Below are 19,325 nucleotides of genomic sequence, written 5' to 3'. Positions count from 1 at the left end.
GTGAGATTAACCAAGTCGAATCCCGTTGAGAGTGTTCGCTGTCGGTCGACCCATCGCAAGAATGCTGATTAACATCGTGCATGTTCTCGGGGTGGTCTCACCCCCGTGCTGAGGGGCTGCATGACATTCGAACAACAGATTCTTGACCGAACACGACACCATCTCGGCCGTTCACGGGCACAGCTGGGTAGCTTGCTCGGTGGACTCGTCGAAGACCGATCGGCGGGCTCGCGGTTGTGGACGACCGACGGCCGTGAGTTCCTCAATTGCGGTGGCTACGGCGTCTTTCTGCTCGGCGCCCGGCATCCGCGCCTGGTCGCGGCGGTCGTCGAGCAACTGCACCGGCACCCGCTCTCGACCCGAGGTCTACTCGAACCCGCCGCTGCGAGCGCGGCTGCCGCGTTGACTGCGGTGGCGCCGCCCGGACTGACCAAGGTGTACTTCGCCGGTGCGGGCACCGAGGCAACCGAAGCCGCGCTGAAAATGGCGTGTACACAAGGACGTTCACGTTTGATCGGCGCGTCGAACGGCTACCACGGCAAGACGCTCGGTGCGCTCACCGTCACCGCGAACGACACCTACCAGGCGCCGTTCCGATCTCTGCTCGCCACGGCCACCTCGGTTCCGTTCGGCGACATCGACGCCTTCGACGCTGCCCTGGGCAGCGACGGCAGCGACGCGTGCGTGGTACTCGAACCGATTCAGGGCGAAGGCGGCGTGGTCTTCGCGCCCGACGGCTACTTCGCCGCGGTCGAGAAGCTGTGCAGGCAACGCGGTGCGATGCTGGTGATCGATGAGATCCTGACCGGTCTCGGCCGCACCGGAACCTGGTGGCGCAGTGGCCATGAGGGCATCACGCCGGATGTGCTGCTGGTCGGAAAGAGTCTGGGCGGCGGTCTGCTTCCGGTATCGGCCGCCCTGGCGACCGAGGAAGCCTTCGCGGCCTTCGACGCCGATCTGTGCCTGCACACGTCGACCTTCTCGGCCGCGCCACTGGGCATGGCCGCCGTGTCGGCCACGCTGGACACCATCCGTGACGAGCAGATCATCGAGCGAGCGGCAACGATCGGCGCCCGGCTGCGCCGCGGACTCGAGGAGATCCGGCAGGCTCGGTGTCCGGACCTGATGACCGAGATCCGCAGTGCCGGAATGCTTTTCGGTCTGGAGTTCGCCGAGGCGGGCGCGGCAGGGGAGTTTCTGCTCGAGATGGTCGACGGGAACGTGATCGTGAACCATTCGCTCAGCTCGGGACGGGTATTGCGGCTCACTCCGCCTGCCGTTTTCGACTCGTCCGACGAAGCCTGGTTGCTCGAAGCATTCGACAAAGCATGTGTGAACCTCGCCGCGAACGCGGCATGAGCACTGAACGGGGAGCGTCGTGAAAATATTGGTGACCGGCGGGGCCGGCGTTGTCGGTGTCCCGCTCATGCGAATGATCGGCGGGCGACACGAGGTTGTCGCACTCGCTCGCCACCGATCGGTCGACCACGCCGACACCGTCGTGCGTGGCGATCTGACCCAGCCGGAACTCGGACTATCGTCGGCCGACAGGGATCTCGTCCTCGATGGCCTCGACTGTGTGGTGCACTGCGCGGCGAACGTCATCTTCGACGCGGGTGCGGAGGCGATGAACGCGGTCAACGTCGACGGCACCCGCCGGGTGCTGGCCTTGGCGCAGGCCGCTGGCGCGCGGTTCGTGCATGTCAGCACGGCATTCGTCGAGATGGATCTGCCGCCGGACAGCAGTGGGGGATACGCCACGCTTCGTCCGAGCGAATACCTCGAGTCCAAGCGTGCGGGCGAGGCGCTGGTCCGGGCGAGTGGGCTGCCGTACGCCATTGTCCGACCATCGGCGATCAGCGGCGATTCGTTTACCGGTGAGATCACCGAATATCAAGGGGTGCACAGTGTTTCGCGCTCGCTACTGCGCAACACGGTGCCTTTGTTCCTGTGCGCGGCGACCGCGCGGTTCGATCTCGTCCCCTGCGACGTCGTCGCGGCGATGATCGCGGCGGTCGTCGAATCGGAGGTCGGCGGCGTGTTCTGGGCGACGATGGGTCCGAATTCCATGACCGCGGACCGGCTGCTCGCCATCGTGGCCGAGGTCGCCGCCGAGCAAGGCATCCGCTACGAGGGCACCCGCCGAGCCGATCCGGAGGTCTTCGAACGGCTTCTGAAACCGGCGTTCTTCGACGAGTTGGCCGACCGCGAGAAGACCAAGATGGCGAACTTGATGACGACGGTGGCCGCGCTGTTCCCCCGGGACCCGATGCCCACCTCGCTCGGCACCATCCCGAACGCACCGGCGGAGTACTCGACGGCCGACGCCGAGAACGTCATGCGCACCACCCTGCGCTACCTGATCGACCGGGAGGGCCTCGCCGCCCGAGAACTGATGAAAGAGGTTGTCGCGTAATGGCTAAGCAGACTGTCAGCATCGAGGTGCGGACCCACGGGGTGGAGCCGTCGGCGGCATTCGGCAAGATCGTGGACCTGGCCTCCTATTCCGAGCACGCCGATGTCGTCAAGGAGATCTCGGTGGAGGTCGACAGCTCGGGCGCACAGCTGAGTCACTGGTCGGTGTGGTTTCGCAACGGGCTGTTGCAGTGGACCGAACGCGATGTCGTCGACACCTCGGCGCTGACCTTGGAATTCGAGCAGGTAACCGGCGATCTGGCCCTGTTCTCCGGTGGGTGGCGGGTCGATCCGGTTGCGGCACAGCAGGTTCGGATTCGCTTCGATGCCGAGATCGACCTCGGCATACCCTCACTGGCCGAACTGCTCGACCCGCTGGCCCTGCGCGCCCTGACCACCAATACGCGCAAGATCCTCGAGGGCTTGTTCGGTCCCGACCTCGAAGTGGTGCGCTGACGATGCGGCTCTACGAAGCTCTGGTCGAGGCCCTGCGCGGTCGCGCGGAGGGTCGTATCGCCACGACCCGATCGGAGATCACCTACCGCGACGTCCTCACCGAGAGCGCGGCGAAGGCCACGCTGCTGGATCAGGTCGCACCGAGGGGCGCGCGAATCCTGCTGGCGATGCCCAATCATCTGGGCTACGCCTCGAGCCTGCTCGCGGTGTTGTCGCGTGGTGACCTCCCGATCCTGGCGGACCCGAGCCTCACCTCGGCCGAGATCGACAAGCTCGTCACCGACTGCGGCATCGACGCCGTCATCGCCGCGGACGACGCCGTCGGAGTTCCGTTCGACGAACGAACACGGGTCCGTGCCACCGGCGTCGACGGTGCGCGGCCCGAACTCGCTCCCGACACCGAACTGGGACGGTTGACCTCGGGATCGACCCGCTCGCCCGCGTGCATCGAGTTCAGCGCCGAGGCCGTGCTCAACGCGGCGACGACCTGGGCCGATGCCAGCGAGCTGACCCCTGCCGACACCAGCCTGTGTTTCGCCGGGCTGTACAACGGACTGGCCTTCAACACGACGTTGGTACCCAGCCTGCTGCGCGGTGCGACAGTGGTGCTCGCGACGGGAATGCCCACGGCGGGAAGCATTGTGCGGCAGGTGACTTCAGCCCGTCCGACGATCTTGGTCGCCTTTCCCGCCGCCTACGACCGGCTGGTCGAGTACCCCCTGGACAAGATGTCGGCCGAGACCCGCGAGGCGTTGGCGCGAATCCGGTTGCGACTGTCCTCGGCGGCGCCGCTGTCGGAAGCCGCGGCGGCCCGGATGACGGCACTGTCGGGCCCGGTGTCGGACTACTACGGCATCGCCGAGACCGGACCGATCACCTTCAATCGGGAGCCCGGAGTCGGTGGCACCCACGGCCGACTGTTGCGCGGTGTCGCGGTGTCGAGCCGCCCCCGCGCCGACGGCACTGCGGTGCTGCACGTGCGCACGGCATCGATGGGCACGAAATACCTGAACTATCCCGGCGAATTCGAACGCCTGGTAGCCGCCGACGGCAGCTACATCACCTCCGATACCGGCAGCGTGGACGACGGTTACCTGAGCCTGCGCGGCCGGGCGCATCCGATGTTCGAGATCGGCGGCCGCAAATTCAGCGTCGACTCCGTGCGTGATCCGATCCTGGCGTTCGCGGGTGTCGCGGACTGCCATGTCGTCCAGCTCACGACCCCCAGCGGGCGCGCGTGCATCGCTGCCGCGTTCGAAACCGTCGGTGCCGTGGACATTTCCGAGCTGCGCGCGCACCTGCAGGCGGCGCTCTCGGCGTACAAGGTTCCCGAAGTGCTGGTCGGCGTGGACGAACTGCCACGCTCCACGACCGGGAAGGTGAAATCGGCCCCGGTCCGCGAACTTCTTCTTCGAACATTCCAGCAACCGGTCAATGGAGGCCAGTGATGTCGCAGACAGTGCACGTTTCTCTCGAGGCGGCGGTGGCCGAACTCGTCGCCAAGGTGACCGACGGCACGATCGACGCCGAATCCGCGCACCGCTCCGAGCAGACCTTCGCCGAGGCCGGGATGACCTCGCTGTCGTTCCTGCGACTCGTCGATGCCCTCGAGATCGATTACGGGGTCGAGATCGATCTGGAAACCGACCTCGACTCGATGCGCACCGTCGCCTCGATCGCCGACTACCTGCGCAGCAACGGTGTCGCGCACGGGTGAGCACGCGGTCGCCGTCATCGGTTCGACCGGACGCCTCGGCAGCGCGATCACGCGTGCGTGTGCCGACCGGTCGGTGCCGGTGACGAGCACTGCGTCATCTCAGGGCTGGCAGATCGGGCATCGCGCACCGACGGTTGTCATCGATGCCAGCGGGCCGAGCGCCTGCGCGGCAACGATCGACTACTGCACGGAAACCGGTGCGGCGCTGCTGTATTGCGTGTCCGACCCGAGTTCCGAGCAGGTCGAGCAGTTGCGGGCGCTCAGTGACCGGGTCCCGGTGGCGCGGGCGTCGAACCTCAGTCCGCTGCACTGGATTCAGGCGCGTGCGGTCCAGCTGTCGGGTCGGCTGGCCGCCACCCTCCTGCCGGCGGCCCAGGTGACCGTCATCGAGCGCCATCCACCGACGAAGAAGGACGCGCCGTCGGCGACAGCCCGGGTGCTCGCCGCGATCCCCGAACAGCGGACGGCGATCGTGTCCGAGCGGTTCGGCCCACCGGTCAGTGACCACCGGGTCCTGTTCACACAGGGGTCCGAGACGTTGGAATTCGCGCATTCGGTGCGCGATCTGTCCCTGCCTGCGGTCGGCGCGCTCGTCTTGGCCACCGAGCTCGCGAAGTACACGTCCGGGTGGTTCAGCACCGACGAACTGTACGAACGGATCTCGACCGTGGCGGTGATCGCATGACCGCCACTGTCTTCGACCGAGCCCTGTTCCTCGCATCGCTCGAGTCCGCGACCGCCGACATCGCTACCCTCGCCGCCGACCACGAAGCGCGTGGGACCTTCCCGGTGGAGTTGTTCGGCGCCGTGATGGGCTCGGGCATCGCCCGTCTCGTCGTCGCGCCACCCGAATCCGTGCAGGCGCCGATCGCGCTGTTCTGTCGTGGCATCGAGATCGTGTCCGCCCGCTGGCTGGCACTGAGCGAGTCGGTACATCTGCAGACACTGGTAGCGGCCACGGTCGCGACGCATGCGAATCCCGCTGTGCGCGAAGCTGTCCTGCCCGGCCTGCTGACCGGCGAACTGCTCGGCGCCAATTGTGTGAGCGAGTCGCTGGCCGGGTCGGACATGTCCGCGATCGCCGTGACCGCCCGACGCGACGGCGAGAATTTCCGGCTGTCCGGCACCAAGACCTGGGTGGGCCACGGACCCCTCGCCGATGTGTTCATCGTCTACGCGCGCACCAGCGGCACCGGGCTGGGCGGCATCAGTTGCTTCCTCGTCGACCGCGCGACCCCCGGGCTCGATGTCGCACCCGCGCTGACGAAATCCAGTGCCGCGGCCCTGCCGACCGCCGACGTCACTTTCGATGACGCGATGGTGCCCGGAGACCGGCTGCTGGGCAGATTGCACCGGGGAGCGCTCGTGGCCGAGACCATGTTCACCCAGGGGCGGGTGGGCCTGGCCGCCTGCGCGGTGGGCTTGGCCGACGCCGCGGTCGAGCGGGCCACGGCCTATGCCAAGACGCGCGTGCAGTTCGGCGTCCCGATCATTCGGCATCAGGGCGTGTCGTTCCTGCTGGCCGACATGGCTACCAGCGCGGCAGCCGCGCGAGCTCTGCTCGACCGCGCATGCGCGGAATTGGATCAATCGGGACCGGACGCCGCCCTTCTCGCGGCACAGGCCAAACTCTTCGCGACCGAATCGGCGATGCGCATCACCGCCGACGCGGTACAGGTCCTCGGGGCCGCGGCGTACCGGCCCGAAGAGAGCGCCGAGCGCTGGATGCGGGAGGCGAAGTTGCTGCAGATCATCCAGGGCACCAACCAGATTCAGCGGCAAGCGATCGCCGCACGGCTGTGACGACATTCGAAAGGCAACGCCATGGCGGCCATACCTCCGCTGGTGAGACAAGCATCGATCGGCGCCCGCGCACTGTCGGACGGGGGACACGACGATTTCAACCAGGGCCAGATCTCGGTGCGGCGGCCGGGTGAGGCCAGATTCGCGATCAAAGGCGCGCTCGTCGGTTTCGACGAAGCGACCCCCGCCGATTTCATCGAGGCCGCCGTGGACGCCGACGAACCCGTCGACGCGAAGGCGCCACCGGAACTGCCGCTGCACCAGGCGATCTACGCCGCCCGCCCCGAAGTGGCCGCCATCGTGCACAGCCATGCGCCGGCGAGTCTGGTCTTCGGTGCGATCGACGACGAACTCGTGCCGTTGAGCCACGAAGGGTCCCTGCTGGCAGGCGAGGTGCACCGTTTCCGGGAAACCAGCAACACGGTGCTGACCCTGGACGTCGGGGACCAGATCGCTACAACACTGGCCGACGGGATCGCCGTATTCCTGGTCAACCACGGCAGCGTCATCGTCGGCCGCAGTGTGCGCCACGCGGTCGTCTTCGCACTCATGCTCGAGCGCGCATGCCGACTGCAACTCGACGCGCTCGCCACCGGGCGGCCGTACTCGGTCTCGAACAGCCTCGACGTGGCGGCCAAACGGGACTACATCTTCGCGGATCTGTCGGTCCGGTCCTATTGGGAACACACCGACCGCCGGGTACGCCGCACCCATCCCGACATCGGGAGCTGGTCATGATGCGACAGCCGACGAAAGCCCGGATGGATTGGGGCGACCTCATCCATCCCGCCGTCCCCGCCAACACAGGCATGGTCGAGCTCACGGGGCCGATCGGGGGAGCGGTCGGCCACATCGATCGGCTGATCGGACGCCGCGGCGACGCCGCGCAGCGCTATGTGCCGTCCGCGGGCGCCGCCTATCCGTACGAAATCGTGCTGACCACACCGGACGGGCGCGGATCGGCACTGATGGACCTGGCCCGTCGCCAACTGGTGGTGCGGGCGGACACCGACTTCCCGCTCGACGCCGACGATTACGTGTGCCTGGTGATCGGGCGGCCCTGGCTGTCGATGCGCAAGTACGGCACTCGCGGCTACCTCTACCACCTGCTCGATGTCGGTCACGCGGTCTTCAACCTGGCATTGCTGGATCGGGTGGCCAGCAGCGCGCGTGACTGCCCGCTCACTGTCCCGCCCGGCATCGTCGGGTCGGTCCTCGCCGCCGGTCTGGTGGCGGCATTCGAGCCCCGCGACGGCGAAGCCGACGGCTGGCGCCTGGTGAACACCACCAATGCCGAGATCCAGGCCGGGCGCAGCGAGTTCGAGGCGATGGCGGACCGGATGCGACCACCGGCACCCCGACGGCCCGTGTTCTTTGACGCGGTGCCGCCGATTCCCGGAAATCTCGCGCGGTTCATTCCGGCTCGGCGCTCCGCGAGTTCGTTCGCGCCGGGCCCGGACTACGATCTCGACGCGGTGCTCACCGAAGCGTTCGACTGCGCCGACGCCGCGCTGCGCGGGCTCGAACTGCCGTGGCCCGTCGTCCACGTCAGCGGGCGTGTCCGCGGCGCGTCGGCACTGCCGCCCGGCGACCTGATGGAAGGTCTTGCCGCACAGGATCATCTGCTCGAAGCCCAGGCCTACGTCGTGTTCAGCGCACCGGTCGCCGACGACGACGCGGTGATCGACGACGCCCGCCACGCGCTGCTGCTGGCGGCGGGAGTGGTCGGTGAGGTGCTCTACCTGGTCGCGGCCCGGCACGGTGTCGGCATCACCGCGGTCGGTGGCATCAGTCCCGAGTTCTGGAACCAGGTGCTGCCGCCCGGTCACCAGGCGCTGTATCTCGCCGCGCTCGGTGGGGCAGCCGAGGGCGCGAAGGTCGACGCCCTCTATCAGGGCGCGCACGGATGATCACCGTGCCCGCCGAGAAGGGGAAATGAAACATATGCAACCGACAATGCCGTCGAACGTCGAGCACGGGCAGCGAGGTCAGTGCGCGCGCGTGCTGGCCGACGCGTTCACCGACGATGCGATCTGGAACGAACTCCGTCCGCGCTCGACGCGTCGGGCGGGATCGGCCCTGTACCTGTTCTTCTGGGGTGAGGTCGCCATCTGCGCCCGGTCGGGCGGCTACCTGCAGGCGACCTTCGACGCCGACGGCCGGGTCACCGGTGCGTTGATCGCCTACGAGCGCACCGGGCCGCGTTTCCCCTGGTGGGTGTGGTTGTTCCGGATACCGGCGATCCTCGTGCTCGGGCCGGCGCGCACGGTCAAGATGGCTCGTATGCTGGGCAACCTCGAAGACACCCATCCGGTGGGCCCGCACATCTACTTCTGGTATGTCGGCTCACGGGTGCTCGGCGGCGGAGCCGCGCTGTTCAAACGAGTGATGAAGGTGGCGCGGGCGAAGAATCTGCCGTGCTACGGCGAGGCGAAGGGGATCGGCGTGGCCGAGATGTGCGAGATCCTCGGCTGGCAGGTGCTCGAACCCGTCGACCTCGGCTACGGGCACAGCGTGGCGCCGGTCGCGTGGACCCCGGGCGATCGCGCGGTCCTGCGATGATCGAACGCTTCGCCACGATCGCGATCCGGACGCCGAAACTGGTTCTCGCCGTGGCGGGTATCGCGTTCGTGCTGTTCGGTCTGCTCGGTGCCCAGGTCACCGACCGCTTGTCGGCGGGCGGGTTCCTCGACCCCGACGCGGAGTCCTCACAGGCTGAGCGAGCACTGGCCCGCGACTTCGACATCGCGGGCATGCAGCTGATCTTCACCGTCGAAGCACCCGGTGACGTACTCACCGGCGCCGGGGCCGATCGCGCGAACGACATCGTGGCCGACCTGCGCGTCGACGACCGGGTGTTGTCGGTCGATTCGCCGTGGACCGACCCGAACAGTCGCGCCCGGTTGACCGACCGGGACGGACACGTCGGACTGATCGTGGCGGGTCTGGCCGGCGACGACGACCAGGCGCAGAAGACCGCGGCCGACCTGGCCACCCGACACACCGGGTCCACGGGCGCGATCAGTGTCACCGCGGGCGGACAGGCGATGGCGTTCCAGGAGATCAACGAACGCGCCGAGCGCGACCTCGCGTTGGCGGAATCGATCGCGATCCCGCTGACGTTTCTGCTGCTGATCTGGTTCCTGCGCAGTGTGGTCGCCGCGGCGATTCCGATCGCGGTGGGAGTGCTGGCCATCGTCGCGACCACCGCGGTGCTGTTCGTGCTGACCTTCGTCATCGATCTGTCGGTCTTCGCGCTCAACATCACCACCGCCCTCGGGCTGGCGCTGGCGATCGACTACTCACTACTGATCATCGGGCGGTTCCGCGAGGAGATCGCTCGTGGTCACGACCAGCACACCGCGATCGCGCTGGCCATGCGCCGCGGTGGGCGGGCCGTGCTGTTCTCCGGGGTGACGGTGGCGATCGCGTTGATCGGAATGTCGTTCTTCCCGATGAACTTTCTGCGTTCCATCGGGTACGCGGGCGTCGCCGTGGTCGCGCTGTCGGTTGTGCTGGCGCTGACGTGTGTGCCGGCCCTGCTGGCACTCCTCGGTGAGCGGATCACCCGAAAGCCGTTGCGGGAGGCGGCCGCGGTCGAGTCGACGTTGCTGTACCGACTGGCGGTGGCGGTGCAGAAGCACCCGGTTCTCATCGCGCTGCCGGTACTGGGAATTCTGCTGATCGCCGGGGCTCCGGTCCTGGGACTCCAGGTCGGGTTGCCCGACGATCGAGTCCTGCCCGCCGCCGCACAGGCACGCCAGGTCGGCGACACGATCCGAGAGCAGTTCGACGCCAATGCCACCGGCACCGTCCACATCATCGTCGACCGCGCAGGTTCCGACACCGCGACGGCCGAGTACGCGGCTGCACTGTCTCGGGTGCGCGAGGTGGATGTGGTGCTCTCGCCGTCGGGGACCTATGCGGGCGGGCAACCGGTGGGGCCCGGCGATCCCGGCGCCGCGCGCGCCGACAGTACCCATCTGACGATCGCCACCTCACTCGATCCGTACTCACCGGCCGCCGCACGGCAACTCGACGAGCTCGACGCGGTCACGCCTCCCGGCGACGCGGTGTTCGGCGGTTTGGCTCAGCAGAAACGCGACACGGCAGCCGGGATCGCAGCTGCCTTCCCGAAAGCCCTGGCCTGGATCGCTGTCACCACCTTCATCCTGCTGATGTTGCTGACCGGCAGTCTGCTGCTGCCGTTGAAGGCGTTGGCGCTCAACGTCCTCTCGCTCACGGCGACCTTCGGTGCGATGGTCTGGGTGTTCCAGTCCGGGCACCTCGGCGGATTCGGCACCGAGATCACCGGTTTCACCGTCGCCACGGTCCCGGTCCTGCTGTTCTGCGTGGCGTTCGGGCTATCGATGGACTACGAGGTCTTCCTGCTCGCGCGCTTCACCGAGGAATGGGAGAGCTCCGGGCACACCAGGGCCGACAACGATCGGGCAGTCGCGGTCGGGCTCGCCCGTTCCGGGCAGGTGGTGACCGCGGCGGCGGCGATGATGATCGTGATCTTCGCGGCGATCGCGACGAGCGGGGTCTCCATCATGCGCATGCTCGGCGTCGGATTGACGCTGGCTGTGCTGGTGGACGCCACGTTGATCCGCATGATTCTGGTCCCCGCCTTCATGCGAGTGGCGGGCACCTGGAACTGGTGGGTTCCGAGCGGGGCGCGGACGATCCTCGAGAAGGTCCGGCTGCGCGAATAGCGCCGATCGCCCAGGTAGCGCCGGCCCCCTACCCCTGCGCTACCTGGGCGCGCCCGGCGTTGCGTACTGCCGGGCGAGAGTCAGGCGCTCAGCGCCTGCCAGACCATCATGGCGGTCGCGGCGTCCATCACCAAGTGCGGCAACAAGGCCCGCGCCGGTCGCCGATGGGCGATCTGCCACGTCCACGCGCCGAGCGTGATGACGGCGTCGAGGGTGAAGATCGCCACGAATGCCCAGCCGAGCAACGGGACCGGCAAGGCGTTCTCCGCCTCACCGTGGACATGGTGGTGGTGCTGCTGCCCGAGAGTCGCGTAGAGCATCGCGAACGCGGCCACACAGTGGTAGATCGCGGCGCCGAGATCTTCGCCGCGGCGACCGATCGCGACCACGACCCAGCCCGCCATCGCGATCGTCAGTACCGCGAAGACGCCACGCCAGACCGTGGCGGGCAGGTCGCCACCGGCCGGCGTCCACATCACCGCCATCGCGACGAGCATGACGACATGGGCGAGTTCGGTTGCCCGACCACCGTATCGACTGTTCGTCGGCGTGCCGGAACGGGCGTCGACCGCCGCGACGAGCGCGGCGGTCGAACACAGGCCGATCGCGATCCAGGCCACCGGTCCGGGTAGTGCGTGGTTCACCGCGCTCAGACGGGGCTGACGCGCACGACGTGGCGTCCGCCGAGGTCCACTTCGATCACCGCGGTACCGTCGGCATCGGCGATCACCGCGGCCTCGACGGCGCCGGTGAGCTGATAGGTGCGCTCGGGAATCAGCCGTTGCAGTCCGAGCCGAACGCGCAGCGGGCCGTCGCCGGGTCGCAGCACCAGATCGAGGGCGGTGCCGTCGGTCACCGCCTTGGCGACCAGCACATCCGGGTAGGCGGCGTCGCCGAGGATCGGACCGGTCCGCCACTGCTGCGGGGCCTCGCCCCGGATCAGGTCGCGCAGGCCGTCCGGGCGGGCGAAGCGAGCCAGGACGTGATGTGCGTTGGTGACCGTCGACGCGCCGGCATAGCGCTGGGCGCCCGCGCGGTCGACGAGCCGATTGTGTTCTGCCAGAGACTGATTCAGTGCGTCGGCGAGGTCGGTCTCGCCCATCTCGGCCGCCGCGGTCGCGACGAACACCCGGGTCATCCCGTCGCCGTTGACCACGTTGTAGTTGCCGAGGTCCACGCGGGATCGAGCCGGGCCGCGCAACTGCACGTCGGTGCCGTCGAACCGAATGAAGCGCTGCCGGATGGTGTTCCAGGTATCACGGGCCAGATCGGGCATGGTCGCGTTGAGCCAGGCCACCATGCCCGCGTCGTAGGCGAGGACCGGTGCGCTGATGGTGAGCTTGGGACCGAGCCTGCCCGGGATGAACCGGCCGTTGCGGGTACGCCAGCCGTCGTGGAGGTAGCTGTGGCGGATCCGGTCGACCAGGTCGCCGGTGAGTTCGGTGCCGTGCAGCCGGTCGTGCATCACCAGCGTGTTGAACGCGAAGGCGTTGCAGATCGGATAGATGAGGTGCGGCTCGCAGGGGTACTGCGGACAGTCCTTGCGTAGCAGCATGTTCGTCCGAATCGCACGGGTGAGCCGTTCGAAGTCGTAGTCGTGCACCCGGGACTTGCTCCAACGCAGGCGCAGCGAGCCGGGCTGGTCGAAGGTGGTGTCGGCGTTCAACGTTTCGTAGAGGCCGAGCATCACGCCGAAATAGCCGGTGTACATCACATTGGCGTGGCGGATCGGGTCGGTGTTGAGCCGGGCGTACCCCAACAGGCTCTCTGTCGCCCAATACGACCACACGCGCTTGTCACACATCTTCACGATGGCATTGCGCTGGGCCTCGGCGAGATAGCCGGTGAAGGCCGGGGTACGCGTGTACTGGGCCATCGCGAGTCCGTAGCCGATGAAGTTGAGCTGATAGCGCAGTGCGCTGGCCGCGATCTGCTCGATCCGGTCGAACCCGTCGAAACGGTCGAGCGGTTGCAGGGCCAGATCCAGAACGAAGCGCTGGAACGCCAGGTCCTCCGGACTGGATTCGGTCACCGTGGGCATCGTGATCGCGTCGCTCATCGCGCCGCCTCCGTTCGTTGAGCCGGCCCTCGGCGCCGCGCGGGGGGAGCGAAACTCGCGGTTTCGGTCTCCGTGGCCGGGCGACGGCGCAGGCGCCGGAATCCTGCGACGAGGTAGTTCGCCAACAGACAGCAGGGCATCGCTACCTCGTCAATGCCGCGTCATGCGGACAGCGAGATCGGGCCGGGCCATCGGTGAACTCCTGTGTTCCGCCGCGGCGGGCCGATCCTGTCCGGCCCCGCCTTGATCCATTGTGGTGTGACGTGACACCACAATGGTGTGGTGTCAGCGTGCACCAGAAATGACGGATGGTCAAGAGTGCTCAGCGTGCAGGCGCCCGCCGCCGATGCGGTCGGGCTCGCCGATCAGAGGCCGCTGGGGCACCGGCGCGCGATGTCGTCGCGCCACTGTGCCGAATCGCGGACGTACCACGCGGCGCTGTCATCGTCGAAGCTCACGCTGACCAGCGGGCGACCGATCGATTTGCCCGCGTGGGAGCGCACGAGATCCACCGACGTGATCGAGGCGAGCGGAATCTCCAGTGCGTCATCGGCGCCCGCTCGACGAAACCACAGTCGCGTCTCGGTCAGGACGAGCGCGCCGTTGCCGCGCACCTGCCGTCCGCCCTTCGAGCCTCGCCCGAAGTAGTTGGCGACGGGGTCGCTGCGCACGGCTTCGCCGGGGGCGAAGTTTTCCGCGATGGCCGTCTCGGCTGTCCGGCGGATCGCGCGAAGGGTGTACCGGGTGATGATCATGATGACCGCGAGTGCTACGGCCACGATGACGATGACCATGGAGACGATCCAGCCGGCAGTCATGGGAGCAGTGTAATGCCGGCTCGCTCCGGGCTCGATCGAGTTGGGCCGAGCCGAGATTCGATACCGATTCTTCTGGCGTCGAGCCGACGCGCCAGTTCCGGGGGGTGCTGTGGTGCGCTAACGATGGTCGGTGTGGGGAGAGCTCGTTGTCGCCACCTTCGGTGCTGTGGTCGGTGGATGCGCGAGCGAGGGAGTCGGACGCGTCGCCGACTTCGTCGTGGCCGGGGGCGCGGTCGTCGTCGGGGGCCGAGTCGATGTGGTCGTCGGTGATGCGGGTGTTGTCGACACCGCCGGCGAGGTGGATGTCGTGGTCGGGCGGGCCGGAATCGTCGTTGTCGTGGTTGTGGTCGGCACCGTGGTGGTCGAGGGATCGGCCGAGATCGTCACCGTGCTCGGATCGGCTGTCACGGTGACCGTCGACGTATCCGTCGGGGTCATGATGACGGTCACCGTGGAGATCGAGGTCGAGGCGACCGTGCTCGGGTCTTGCGCACCGGACGGGTCCGGAGCCGGAAGGCTCACCGTGGCCGAGAAACTCGCGCTCACCGATATCGCCGCCGAGTTCTCGGGTGAGGCGTCCGTGGTCATGGCTCCCGTCGTTTCCGGCGCGGGCGCTGTGCTCGTGGCAGGGTCGGTGGCATCGGCGGTCGATTCGGCGGCCCCGGGAACGGTAGCCGTGTCGGCGGCCCAGACCTCGCTCGGTACGGGGACCTCGCTCGGTAGAACATAGGTCGTGCTCGTCTCCGTCAGAACGGCCTGGCTCGGGACGGCGCTGTATTCGGAAGTCTGTATCGTCGATTCACCCGAGAGCGGCTCCGTATTGTTCGTTCGCAGCGGCGGACTCGAATCCGCCCTTACCATGAGCGTTATCCCGATCGCTGTGGTGACCAACGCAGTCGCCACGCCCGCATACGACGTCTGCCGCCGGAACCGATCGGGCGATGACGCCGCGGCGCTGTTGTCGACGGTTCGCATTCACTCCTGCTTTCTCCCTCGCGACGCGCCGGGAACTTCTGTGATCGAGACTTTCAGGGTCTCGAATAGGGATCTACTTCGCGCAGCTGTTTCCAGTGGATTCGTTGCAGCTCGCCCGCCCGGGTGAGAAAGTCGGCGATTATTTCGAGTTCGGTGGCGTCGTAATAGCTCAGCAGCATCTTGTAGCTCTCGACGATCCTGGGTACGACGAGTTCCTGTATACGGTGGGCCGCGAGTTCGGTGGCCACCACGATGACGCGACGACGATCGGTCGGGTGCAGCGAGCGGGCGATATAGCCCTGCTTCTCCAGCCGGTTGAGCATGATCGTGACGCCGGCGGCGGTGAGGCCGAGCCGTTCGGCCAGCGTTCCCGGCGTCGTGGACTTTTCCTCACCGAGCAGGACGATTTCCAGTGCCCGCCTATCGGTCTCGTTCACGCCGAGCACTCGGATCAATTCCCGGATCAGATCATCGACGGTTCCGTGATAGAACTCCAGCGCCCTCTTGAGCTCGACCGAGATCCGGGCGGGTTCGCTTGTTGTCGGGCACACAGGCTTTCCCATCGATCACTTGAAACAGAGAACCGCTCGGCATCGGTCACCGATCGGGGAGTCCTCGGTTGTCGAGCGCCCGATTCGGTCCCGGGGAATCAGGCAGATCGCTGGTCTCGATGGATGGCATCTCGGCTCCTGTCGAACGTCACGAAAGCGGCACCGCACCGGCCGTCGAAGCGAAACGTTGCTGTGTCGGACATGCACTGTACGACACCGCGGCCGATGCGATACTGCGCATCGAATTATTCGATCGAGGTGGCTGCGTCGGCGTCAAACCTCAAGCGTGGCAACCACTATCGGCATCGGTGGTCACCTGCTCCGGACGGACCGGGTTGCTGACACAACCCGGTCCGCATGTTCGCCACAGGCCACCGGCGGATACCGGCTGTCATGCTGTGACGCCTGTCCGCGGGCTTAGGTGACAGTCGTGGTGGTGAGGGTCGGGGACGGGTTGGGGTAGCACGAGGTCGCGACGTTGCCGACAAAGGAGACGTTGGTCGTCATGGTCATGCCGGGACTGGTGTAGCTGGTCCCCGCGTACTTGCTGGTGATCGATGTTCCGGGGCTGCCCGCGGTGACATTGATGGTCACCGCGGGCGGGGTGAAGCTGGTGCCGCCGGCAATCGGACCCGGCACGGTCAGAACGACATTCCCACCTGAGGTGGCGACGGTGCCGGCCACGGTGCCCCCGGAAGCGGTGGCCGAGACCAATGTCGAATTCGCCGGAGTCGGAATGGTCATCTTCAGGTTGCTGATGTTGTTCACGGTGAAGCCGGCGGCCGAGCTGGGCACCGACGAGGCGCCCGGCGTGATGGTGATGGCCACCGCGGAGCCCGACGCCGCGGAGCCCGGCGCGGTGCCGGTGACCGAGGTGGTCATACTCGAGGTTTGGCCGATGCCGAAGACTGTGCCCCGACAGCTCCAGTTCACGTTGATGGGGGCGGCATTTACCGGTGCGGCCAAACAAAAGACGGTGGCGACGGCCACCGGAGCGATAAGGCCGGCACGAAACAGGGACGAGGTCGTACTCATGGCGAACTCCAGGAATATCGAGCAGCGGTATGACGAGAAGTCGAACCGCAAAATGGATGTTCAAAAAATATAACCTGTTCTCGCAATTCTGTGGTTGGAATCGTCAATACAAGAGTGCTGAAATATCATTATCCGCTATTAGATATTTACTGCGGATAGTTAATTGCGGAAAAGTTTTCTGCGCGGATAAATGAATGGCGTGCGATACGTATGCCGTTCACGGCTCGGACGTGATCACGCGTTCCCGATGAGCGGGAGGATGTGCGGGCACCGGCATCGCCGCAGTCGTACGGTGGTGGTCACGGGAACAGGCGAGGACGCGGCAGTGCGTCCTCGGCGTCCTCGATGCCGACGGTATGGCAGCGGTCTTCGCTTCGATCGCGCTGCGGCGAGTGGACGGCAAGCACACGATCCTCGATATGCACCACGGTGTGCACCCCGACATCACGGTGGGGCAGGAGGGCACTGCGAGCGGTCGGTGGACGCTGCGCTTTCGTCGGGTCGACCTCGTCGAGCGCACCGAAACCGTTGCCACCGGCGAATACGCCGATGAATACCTGGTGGAGAACGGTCACTGGAAGATCGCGACCTGCCACTTCCGCCAGTTGTGGGCGATCACCAGACCGCTCGACGACGCCTGTCGGATCACGCAGTAGGAGCGGACCGATCGGCGATCAACCGAGCTCCTTCAACTCGCGTTCGATAGCCGCTGCCGCGTGGTGCATCCCGGTGCCGCGCAGTTGCTCGATCCGGTTGTGTACCCGGTCGATGCCGTAGGACCGCACGACGTCGGCGATCCCGACTCTGCCGCACGGAGCGGAGGCGAATCTTGCGGCTGTGTCACTCATTCTCATTGCAACCCCCAATCGGGAATCCGTACCGATCCCTTCTGGAGCCTAACGTGTTGCACGTGCATCTGCACGTGCAAGCGATCGGACTGTGCCATGTAATAGGTTGTGGCACACTCAGCTTCGCGAAGTTTCGATGCTGACAGGAGTGGCCGTGAGTGAGGATGTGACCGCCGTCGTCGGTGCCTGCACCGGGCCGGATCCGGACGAAGACCCTGCTCTGCTGCGTCGGGTCCTCGGTGTGCGCCTGCGGCGGTTGCGTGAGGCGGCCGGGATCAGCGGGGACGCGGCAGGCCGGATGATCCGTGCCTCACATTCCAAGATCAGTCGCCTCGAGGCCGGCCGAGTCAGCTTCCGGGTGGCCGACGTGGACGATCTGCTGACCGCGTACGGGGTGCACGATGCCGATCTGCGCGACGAATACCGGCTCCTGGTGCAGCGGGCCAACGGGACCGGACGTTGGCAGGCCGGTCCGGATCTGACGGTCGCGCGACCGGATACCTACCTGGCACTCGAGGACGCCGCCGCGCTCATCCGTTGCTACGCACCGAACTTGATGCCAGAGTTGGTGTGGACGCCCTCCTACGCGCACACGATCTTCTCGATCGCCGACCGGCAACCCGCCGCGGAGATCCAGCACCGCATCGAAGTGCTGGCCCGACGGCAACGGCTGCTCACCCGCACGGATCCACCACGAGCGTGGTTCGTCATCGAAGAATCCGCCTTGCGTCGACCGATCGGGGGGACCGAGATCTGGCAGGCGCAGCTCGAGCATCTCGCCGAGCTGGCGGAGCGCCCCAATATCACCGTGCAGGTGCTGCCCGATCACATCGGCGGCCCGGCCATCAGCGCGACCCCCTTCACCATGTTGCGGTTCGCGGCCCCCGAGTTGAGCGATATCGCGCACTTTCTGCACCTGTCGGGCCCCCAGTTCCTGGAGAAGACCGGCGAGTTGGACCGATTCAACGCGGTCTGGGATCGGCTCTGTGTCTGCGCTCTTCCGCCCGGGCGGACCACTGAGCTGTTGGACGCGCTGCGAACGAGTCCCGCTACTGTCGACCTCTCCTGCTAGCTGACCCGACGAGAACAGAGATCTGATGTCAGACAACGCCTTCGGTGCTCCACTGTCCACCGACGTCGATACCACCATCGCCCACGAAGCCCGCGTCTACGACTACTGGCTCGGGGGCAAGGACAACTATCCGGCGGACCGGGCACTCGGCGATGCCATCGGTGAGCACGTCCCCGCCATCAAGACGATGGCGCGCGCCAACCGCGCCTTTCTCGGTCGTGCGGTCCGGCATCTGGTCGCCGAAGTCGGGATCACCCAGTTCCTCGATATCGGCACCGGAATACCCACGGCCGGAAACACCCACGAGGTCGCCCAGCAGCTCGATCCCAACGCACGGGTCGTCTACGTGGACAAGGATCCGATTGTGCTCGCCCACGCCCGCGCGTTGATGGACAGCACTCCGCAGGGCCGCACCCGATTCATTCACGCGGACCTGCACGACCCGCAGTCCATCCTCGACCACCCCGACATCGCCGACACCCTCGACCTGACCGAGCCGGTCGCCATCATGCTCGTGGCGATCATGATGTACTTCGCCGACAGCGACCGTCCCCAGGACATCATCGCCACTCTGCTCGATGCCGTCCCGTCCGGCAGCTACGTCGTGATCACCCACCCCACCGCGGATTTCGCGCCCGAGGCGATGGCCGGAGTCAAGGCCGCCGCGGAAGCGTCGGGGATCTCCTTCAACCCACGCAGCAATGCCGAAACCGGCGACCTGTTCACCGGAACCACCCTCATCGAACCGGGCCTGGTCCCCGTCGCCGCGTGGCGACCCGAACTCGTCGACCGCCCCGTCGCCGTCGCCGAGGCCGAAAGTGCTTGGTACTGGGCGGGTATCGGCCGCAAACCCTGAGTACG

22 protein-coding genes are annotated in these 19,325 nt (G+C 66.8%); 16 read left to right on the top strand and 6 right to left on the bottom strand.

Annotated features, from left to right (window positions below; translation table 11 throughout):
- Positions 1-120: 120 nt before the first annotated feature.
- From QX204_RS15565 to QX204_RS15515, 11 genes are read left to right on the top strand one after another with little or no spacing between them, the layout of a single operon-like run.
- Positions 121-1,359: an aspartate aminotransferase family protein gene (locus QX204_RS15565; RefSeq protein WP_301907594.1), complete on the top strand. Its 1,239-nt coding sequence runs from the start codon at positions 121-123 to the stop codon at positions 1,357-1,359.
- 19 nt (positions 1,360-1,378) lie between these two features.
- The gene (locus tag QX204_RS15560; RefSeq protein WP_301907593.1) at positions 1,379-2,416 is read left to right on the top strand and encodes an SDR family oxidoreductase; all 1,038 of its coding nucleotides are present in this window, start codon (positions 1,379-1,381) and stop codon (positions 2,414-2,416) included.
- Positions 2,416-2,871 (top strand): SRPBCC family protein, encoded by a 456-nt coding sequence (locus QX204_RS15555; RefSeq protein WP_301907592.1) that lies wholly within the window; start codon positions 2,416-2,418, stop codon positions 2,869-2,871. Before QX204_RS15560 ends, QX204_RS15555 begins: the two co-directional genes overlap by 1 nt.
- A gap of 2 nt (positions 2,872-2,873) precedes the next feature.
- A complete protein-coding gene (locus QX204_RS15550; RefSeq protein ID WP_301907591.1) occupies positions 2,874-4,319 on the top strand; it encodes a class I adenylate-forming enzyme family protein in 1,446 nt (481 codons plus the stop codon).
- Complete coding sequence (locus QX204_RS15545) at positions 4,319-4,588, top strand: acyl carrier protein (protein WP_301907590.1); 270 nt, start codon at positions 4,319-4,321, stop codon at positions 4,586-4,588. Before QX204_RS15550 ends, QX204_RS15545 begins: the two co-directional genes overlap by 1 nt.
- On the top strand, positions 4,572-5,273 hold the full coding sequence (locus QX204_RS15540) for a dihydrodipicolinate reductase C-terminal domain-containing protein (RefSeq protein WP_301907589.1): 702 nt from the start codon (positions 4,572-4,574) through the stop codon (positions 5,271-5,273). Before QX204_RS15545 ends, QX204_RS15540 begins: the two co-directional genes overlap by 17 nt.
- A complete protein-coding gene (locus QX204_RS15535; protein ID WP_301907588.1) occupies positions 5,270-6,391 on the top strand; it encodes an acyl-CoA dehydrogenase family protein in 1,122 nt (373 codons plus the stop codon). The genes QX204_RS15540 and QX204_RS15535 overlap by 4 nt, the downstream gene beginning before the upstream one ends.
- 42 nt (positions 6,392-6,433) lie before the next feature.
- Positions 6,434-7,129, top strand: coding sequence for a class II aldolase/adducin family protein (locus QX204_RS15530; RefSeq protein ID WP_301907587.1), 696 nt, complete (start codon positions 6,434-6,436; stop codon positions 7,127-7,129).
- Positions 7,126-8,301 (top strand): nitroreductase family protein, encoded by a 1,176-nt coding sequence (locus QX204_RS15525; protein ID WP_301907586.1) that lies wholly within the window; start codon positions 7,126-7,128, stop codon positions 8,299-8,301. Before QX204_RS15530 ends, QX204_RS15525 begins: the two co-directional genes overlap by 4 nt.
- A 46-nt stretch (positions 8,302-8,347) precedes the next feature.
- Positions 8,348-8,953, top strand: a complete 606-nt coding sequence (locus QX204_RS15520) for a hypothetical protein (RefSeq protein ID WP_301907585.1) — start codon at positions 8,348-8,350, stop codon at positions 8,951-8,953.
- The gene (locus tag QX204_RS15515) at positions 8,950-11,106 is read left to right on the top strand and encodes an MMPL family transporter (RefSeq protein ID WP_301907584.1); all 2,157 of its coding nucleotides are present in this window, start codon (positions 8,950-8,952) and stop codon (positions 11,104-11,106) included. Before QX204_RS15520 ends, QX204_RS15515 begins: the two co-directional genes overlap by 4 nt.
- An 80-nt stretch (positions 11,107-11,186) precedes the next feature.
- Here the strand turns inward: QX204_RS15515 and QX204_RS15510 are convergent, their stop codons facing one another.
- The 3 genes from QX204_RS15510 to QX204_RS15500 form a co-directional block, all read right to left on the bottom strand.
- Positions 11,187-11,750 (bottom strand): DUF5134 domain-containing protein, encoded by a 564-nt coding sequence (locus QX204_RS15510; RefSeq protein ID WP_301907583.1) that lies wholly within the window; start codon positions 11,748-11,750, stop codon positions 11,187-11,189.
- 5 nt (positions 11,751-11,755) lie between these two features.
- Positions 11,756-13,165 carry a linalool dehydratase/isomerase domain-containing protein gene (locus QX204_RS15505; RefSeq protein WP_301907582.1) on the bottom strand — a complete coding sequence of 470 codons (1,410 nt, stop codon included), beginning with the start codon at positions 13,163-13,165 and terminating at the stop codon, positions 11,756-11,758.
- Positions 13,166-13,530: 365 nt separating this feature from the next.
- Positions 13,531-13,983, bottom strand: a complete 453-nt coding sequence (locus QX204_RS15500; protein WP_301907581.1) for a hypothetical protein — start codon at positions 13,981-13,983, stop codon at positions 13,531-13,533.
- 130 nt (positions 13,984-14,113) lie between these two features.
- Here QX204_RS15500 and QX204_RS15495 point away from each other — a divergent pair, with 130 nt between their 5' ends.
- Positions 14,114-14,713 carry a hypothetical protein gene (locus tag QX204_RS15495; RefSeq protein ID WP_301907580.1) on the top strand — a complete coding sequence of 200 codons (600 nt, stop codon included), beginning with the start codon at positions 14,114-14,116 and terminating at the stop codon, positions 14,711-14,713.
- A 298-nt stretch (positions 14,714-15,011) separates the two neighbouring features.
- On the opposite strand, the gene QX204_RS15490 is transcribed toward QX204_RS15495, so the two are convergent.
- Together QX204_RS15490 and QX204_RS15485 are read right to left on the bottom strand one after the other, a co-directional pair.
- The gene (locus tag QX204_RS15490) at positions 15,012-15,521 is read right to left on the bottom strand and encodes a MarR family winged helix-turn-helix transcriptional regulator (protein ID WP_301907579.1); all 510 of its coding nucleotides are present in this window, start codon (positions 15,519-15,521) and stop codon (positions 15,012-15,014) included.
- A gap of 405 nt (positions 15,522-15,926) precedes the next feature.
- On the bottom strand, positions 15,927-16,148 hold the full coding sequence (locus QX204_RS15485) for a hypothetical protein (RefSeq protein WP_301907578.1): 222 nt from the start codon (positions 16,146-16,148) through the stop codon (positions 15,927-15,929).
- 34 nt (positions 16,149-16,182) lie between these two features.
- On the opposite strand from QX204_RS15485, the gene QX204_RS15480 reads away from it, so the two are divergent.
- Both QX204_RS15480 and QX204_RS15475 read left to right on the top strand, forming a co-directional pair.
- Positions 16,183-16,617, top strand: coding sequence for a hypothetical protein (locus QX204_RS15480; protein ID WP_301907577.1), 435 nt, complete (start codon positions 16,183-16,185; stop codon positions 16,615-16,617).
- Between the two features lie 283 nt (positions 16,618-16,900).
- Positions 16,901-17,200, top strand: a complete 300-nt coding sequence (locus QX204_RS15475; protein WP_301907576.1) for a nuclear transport factor 2 family protein — start codon at positions 16,901-16,903, stop codon at positions 17,198-17,200.
- Between the two features lie 18 nt (positions 17,201-17,218).
- Here the strand turns inward: QX204_RS15475 and QX204_RS15470 are convergent, their stop codons facing one another.
- Positions 17,219-17,392, bottom strand: a complete 174-nt coding sequence (locus QX204_RS15470) for a hypothetical protein (protein ID WP_156677544.1) — start codon at positions 17,390-17,392, stop codon at positions 17,219-17,221.
- Between the two features lie 154 nt (positions 17,393-17,546).
- Between QX204_RS15470 and QX204_RS15465 the strand changes: the two genes are divergently transcribed.
- Together QX204_RS15465 and QX204_RS15460 are read left to right on the top strand one after the other, a co-directional pair.
- Positions 17,547-18,464 carry a helix-turn-helix domain-containing protein gene (locus QX204_RS15465; protein WP_301907575.1) on the top strand — a complete coding sequence of 306 codons (918 nt, stop codon included), beginning with the start codon at positions 17,547-17,549 and terminating at the stop codon, positions 18,462-18,464.
- A 25-nt stretch (positions 18,465-18,489) separates the two neighbouring features.
- Positions 18,490-19,320, top strand: a complete 831-nt coding sequence (locus QX204_RS15460) for an SAM-dependent methyltransferase (protein WP_301907574.1) — start codon at positions 18,490-18,492, stop codon at positions 19,318-19,320.
- Positions 19,321-19,325 lie beyond the last annotated feature (5 nt).

The sequence above is a fragment of the Nocardia sp. PE-7 genome (assembly GCF_030486425.1).
Classification (GTDB): domain Bacteria; phylum Actinomycetota; class Actinomycetes; order Mycobacteriales; family Mycobacteriaceae; genus Nocardia; species Nocardia salmonicida_A.
Note: the sequence above shows the minus strand (reverse complement) of the source record. Positions and strands in the feature narration are given on the sequence as shown.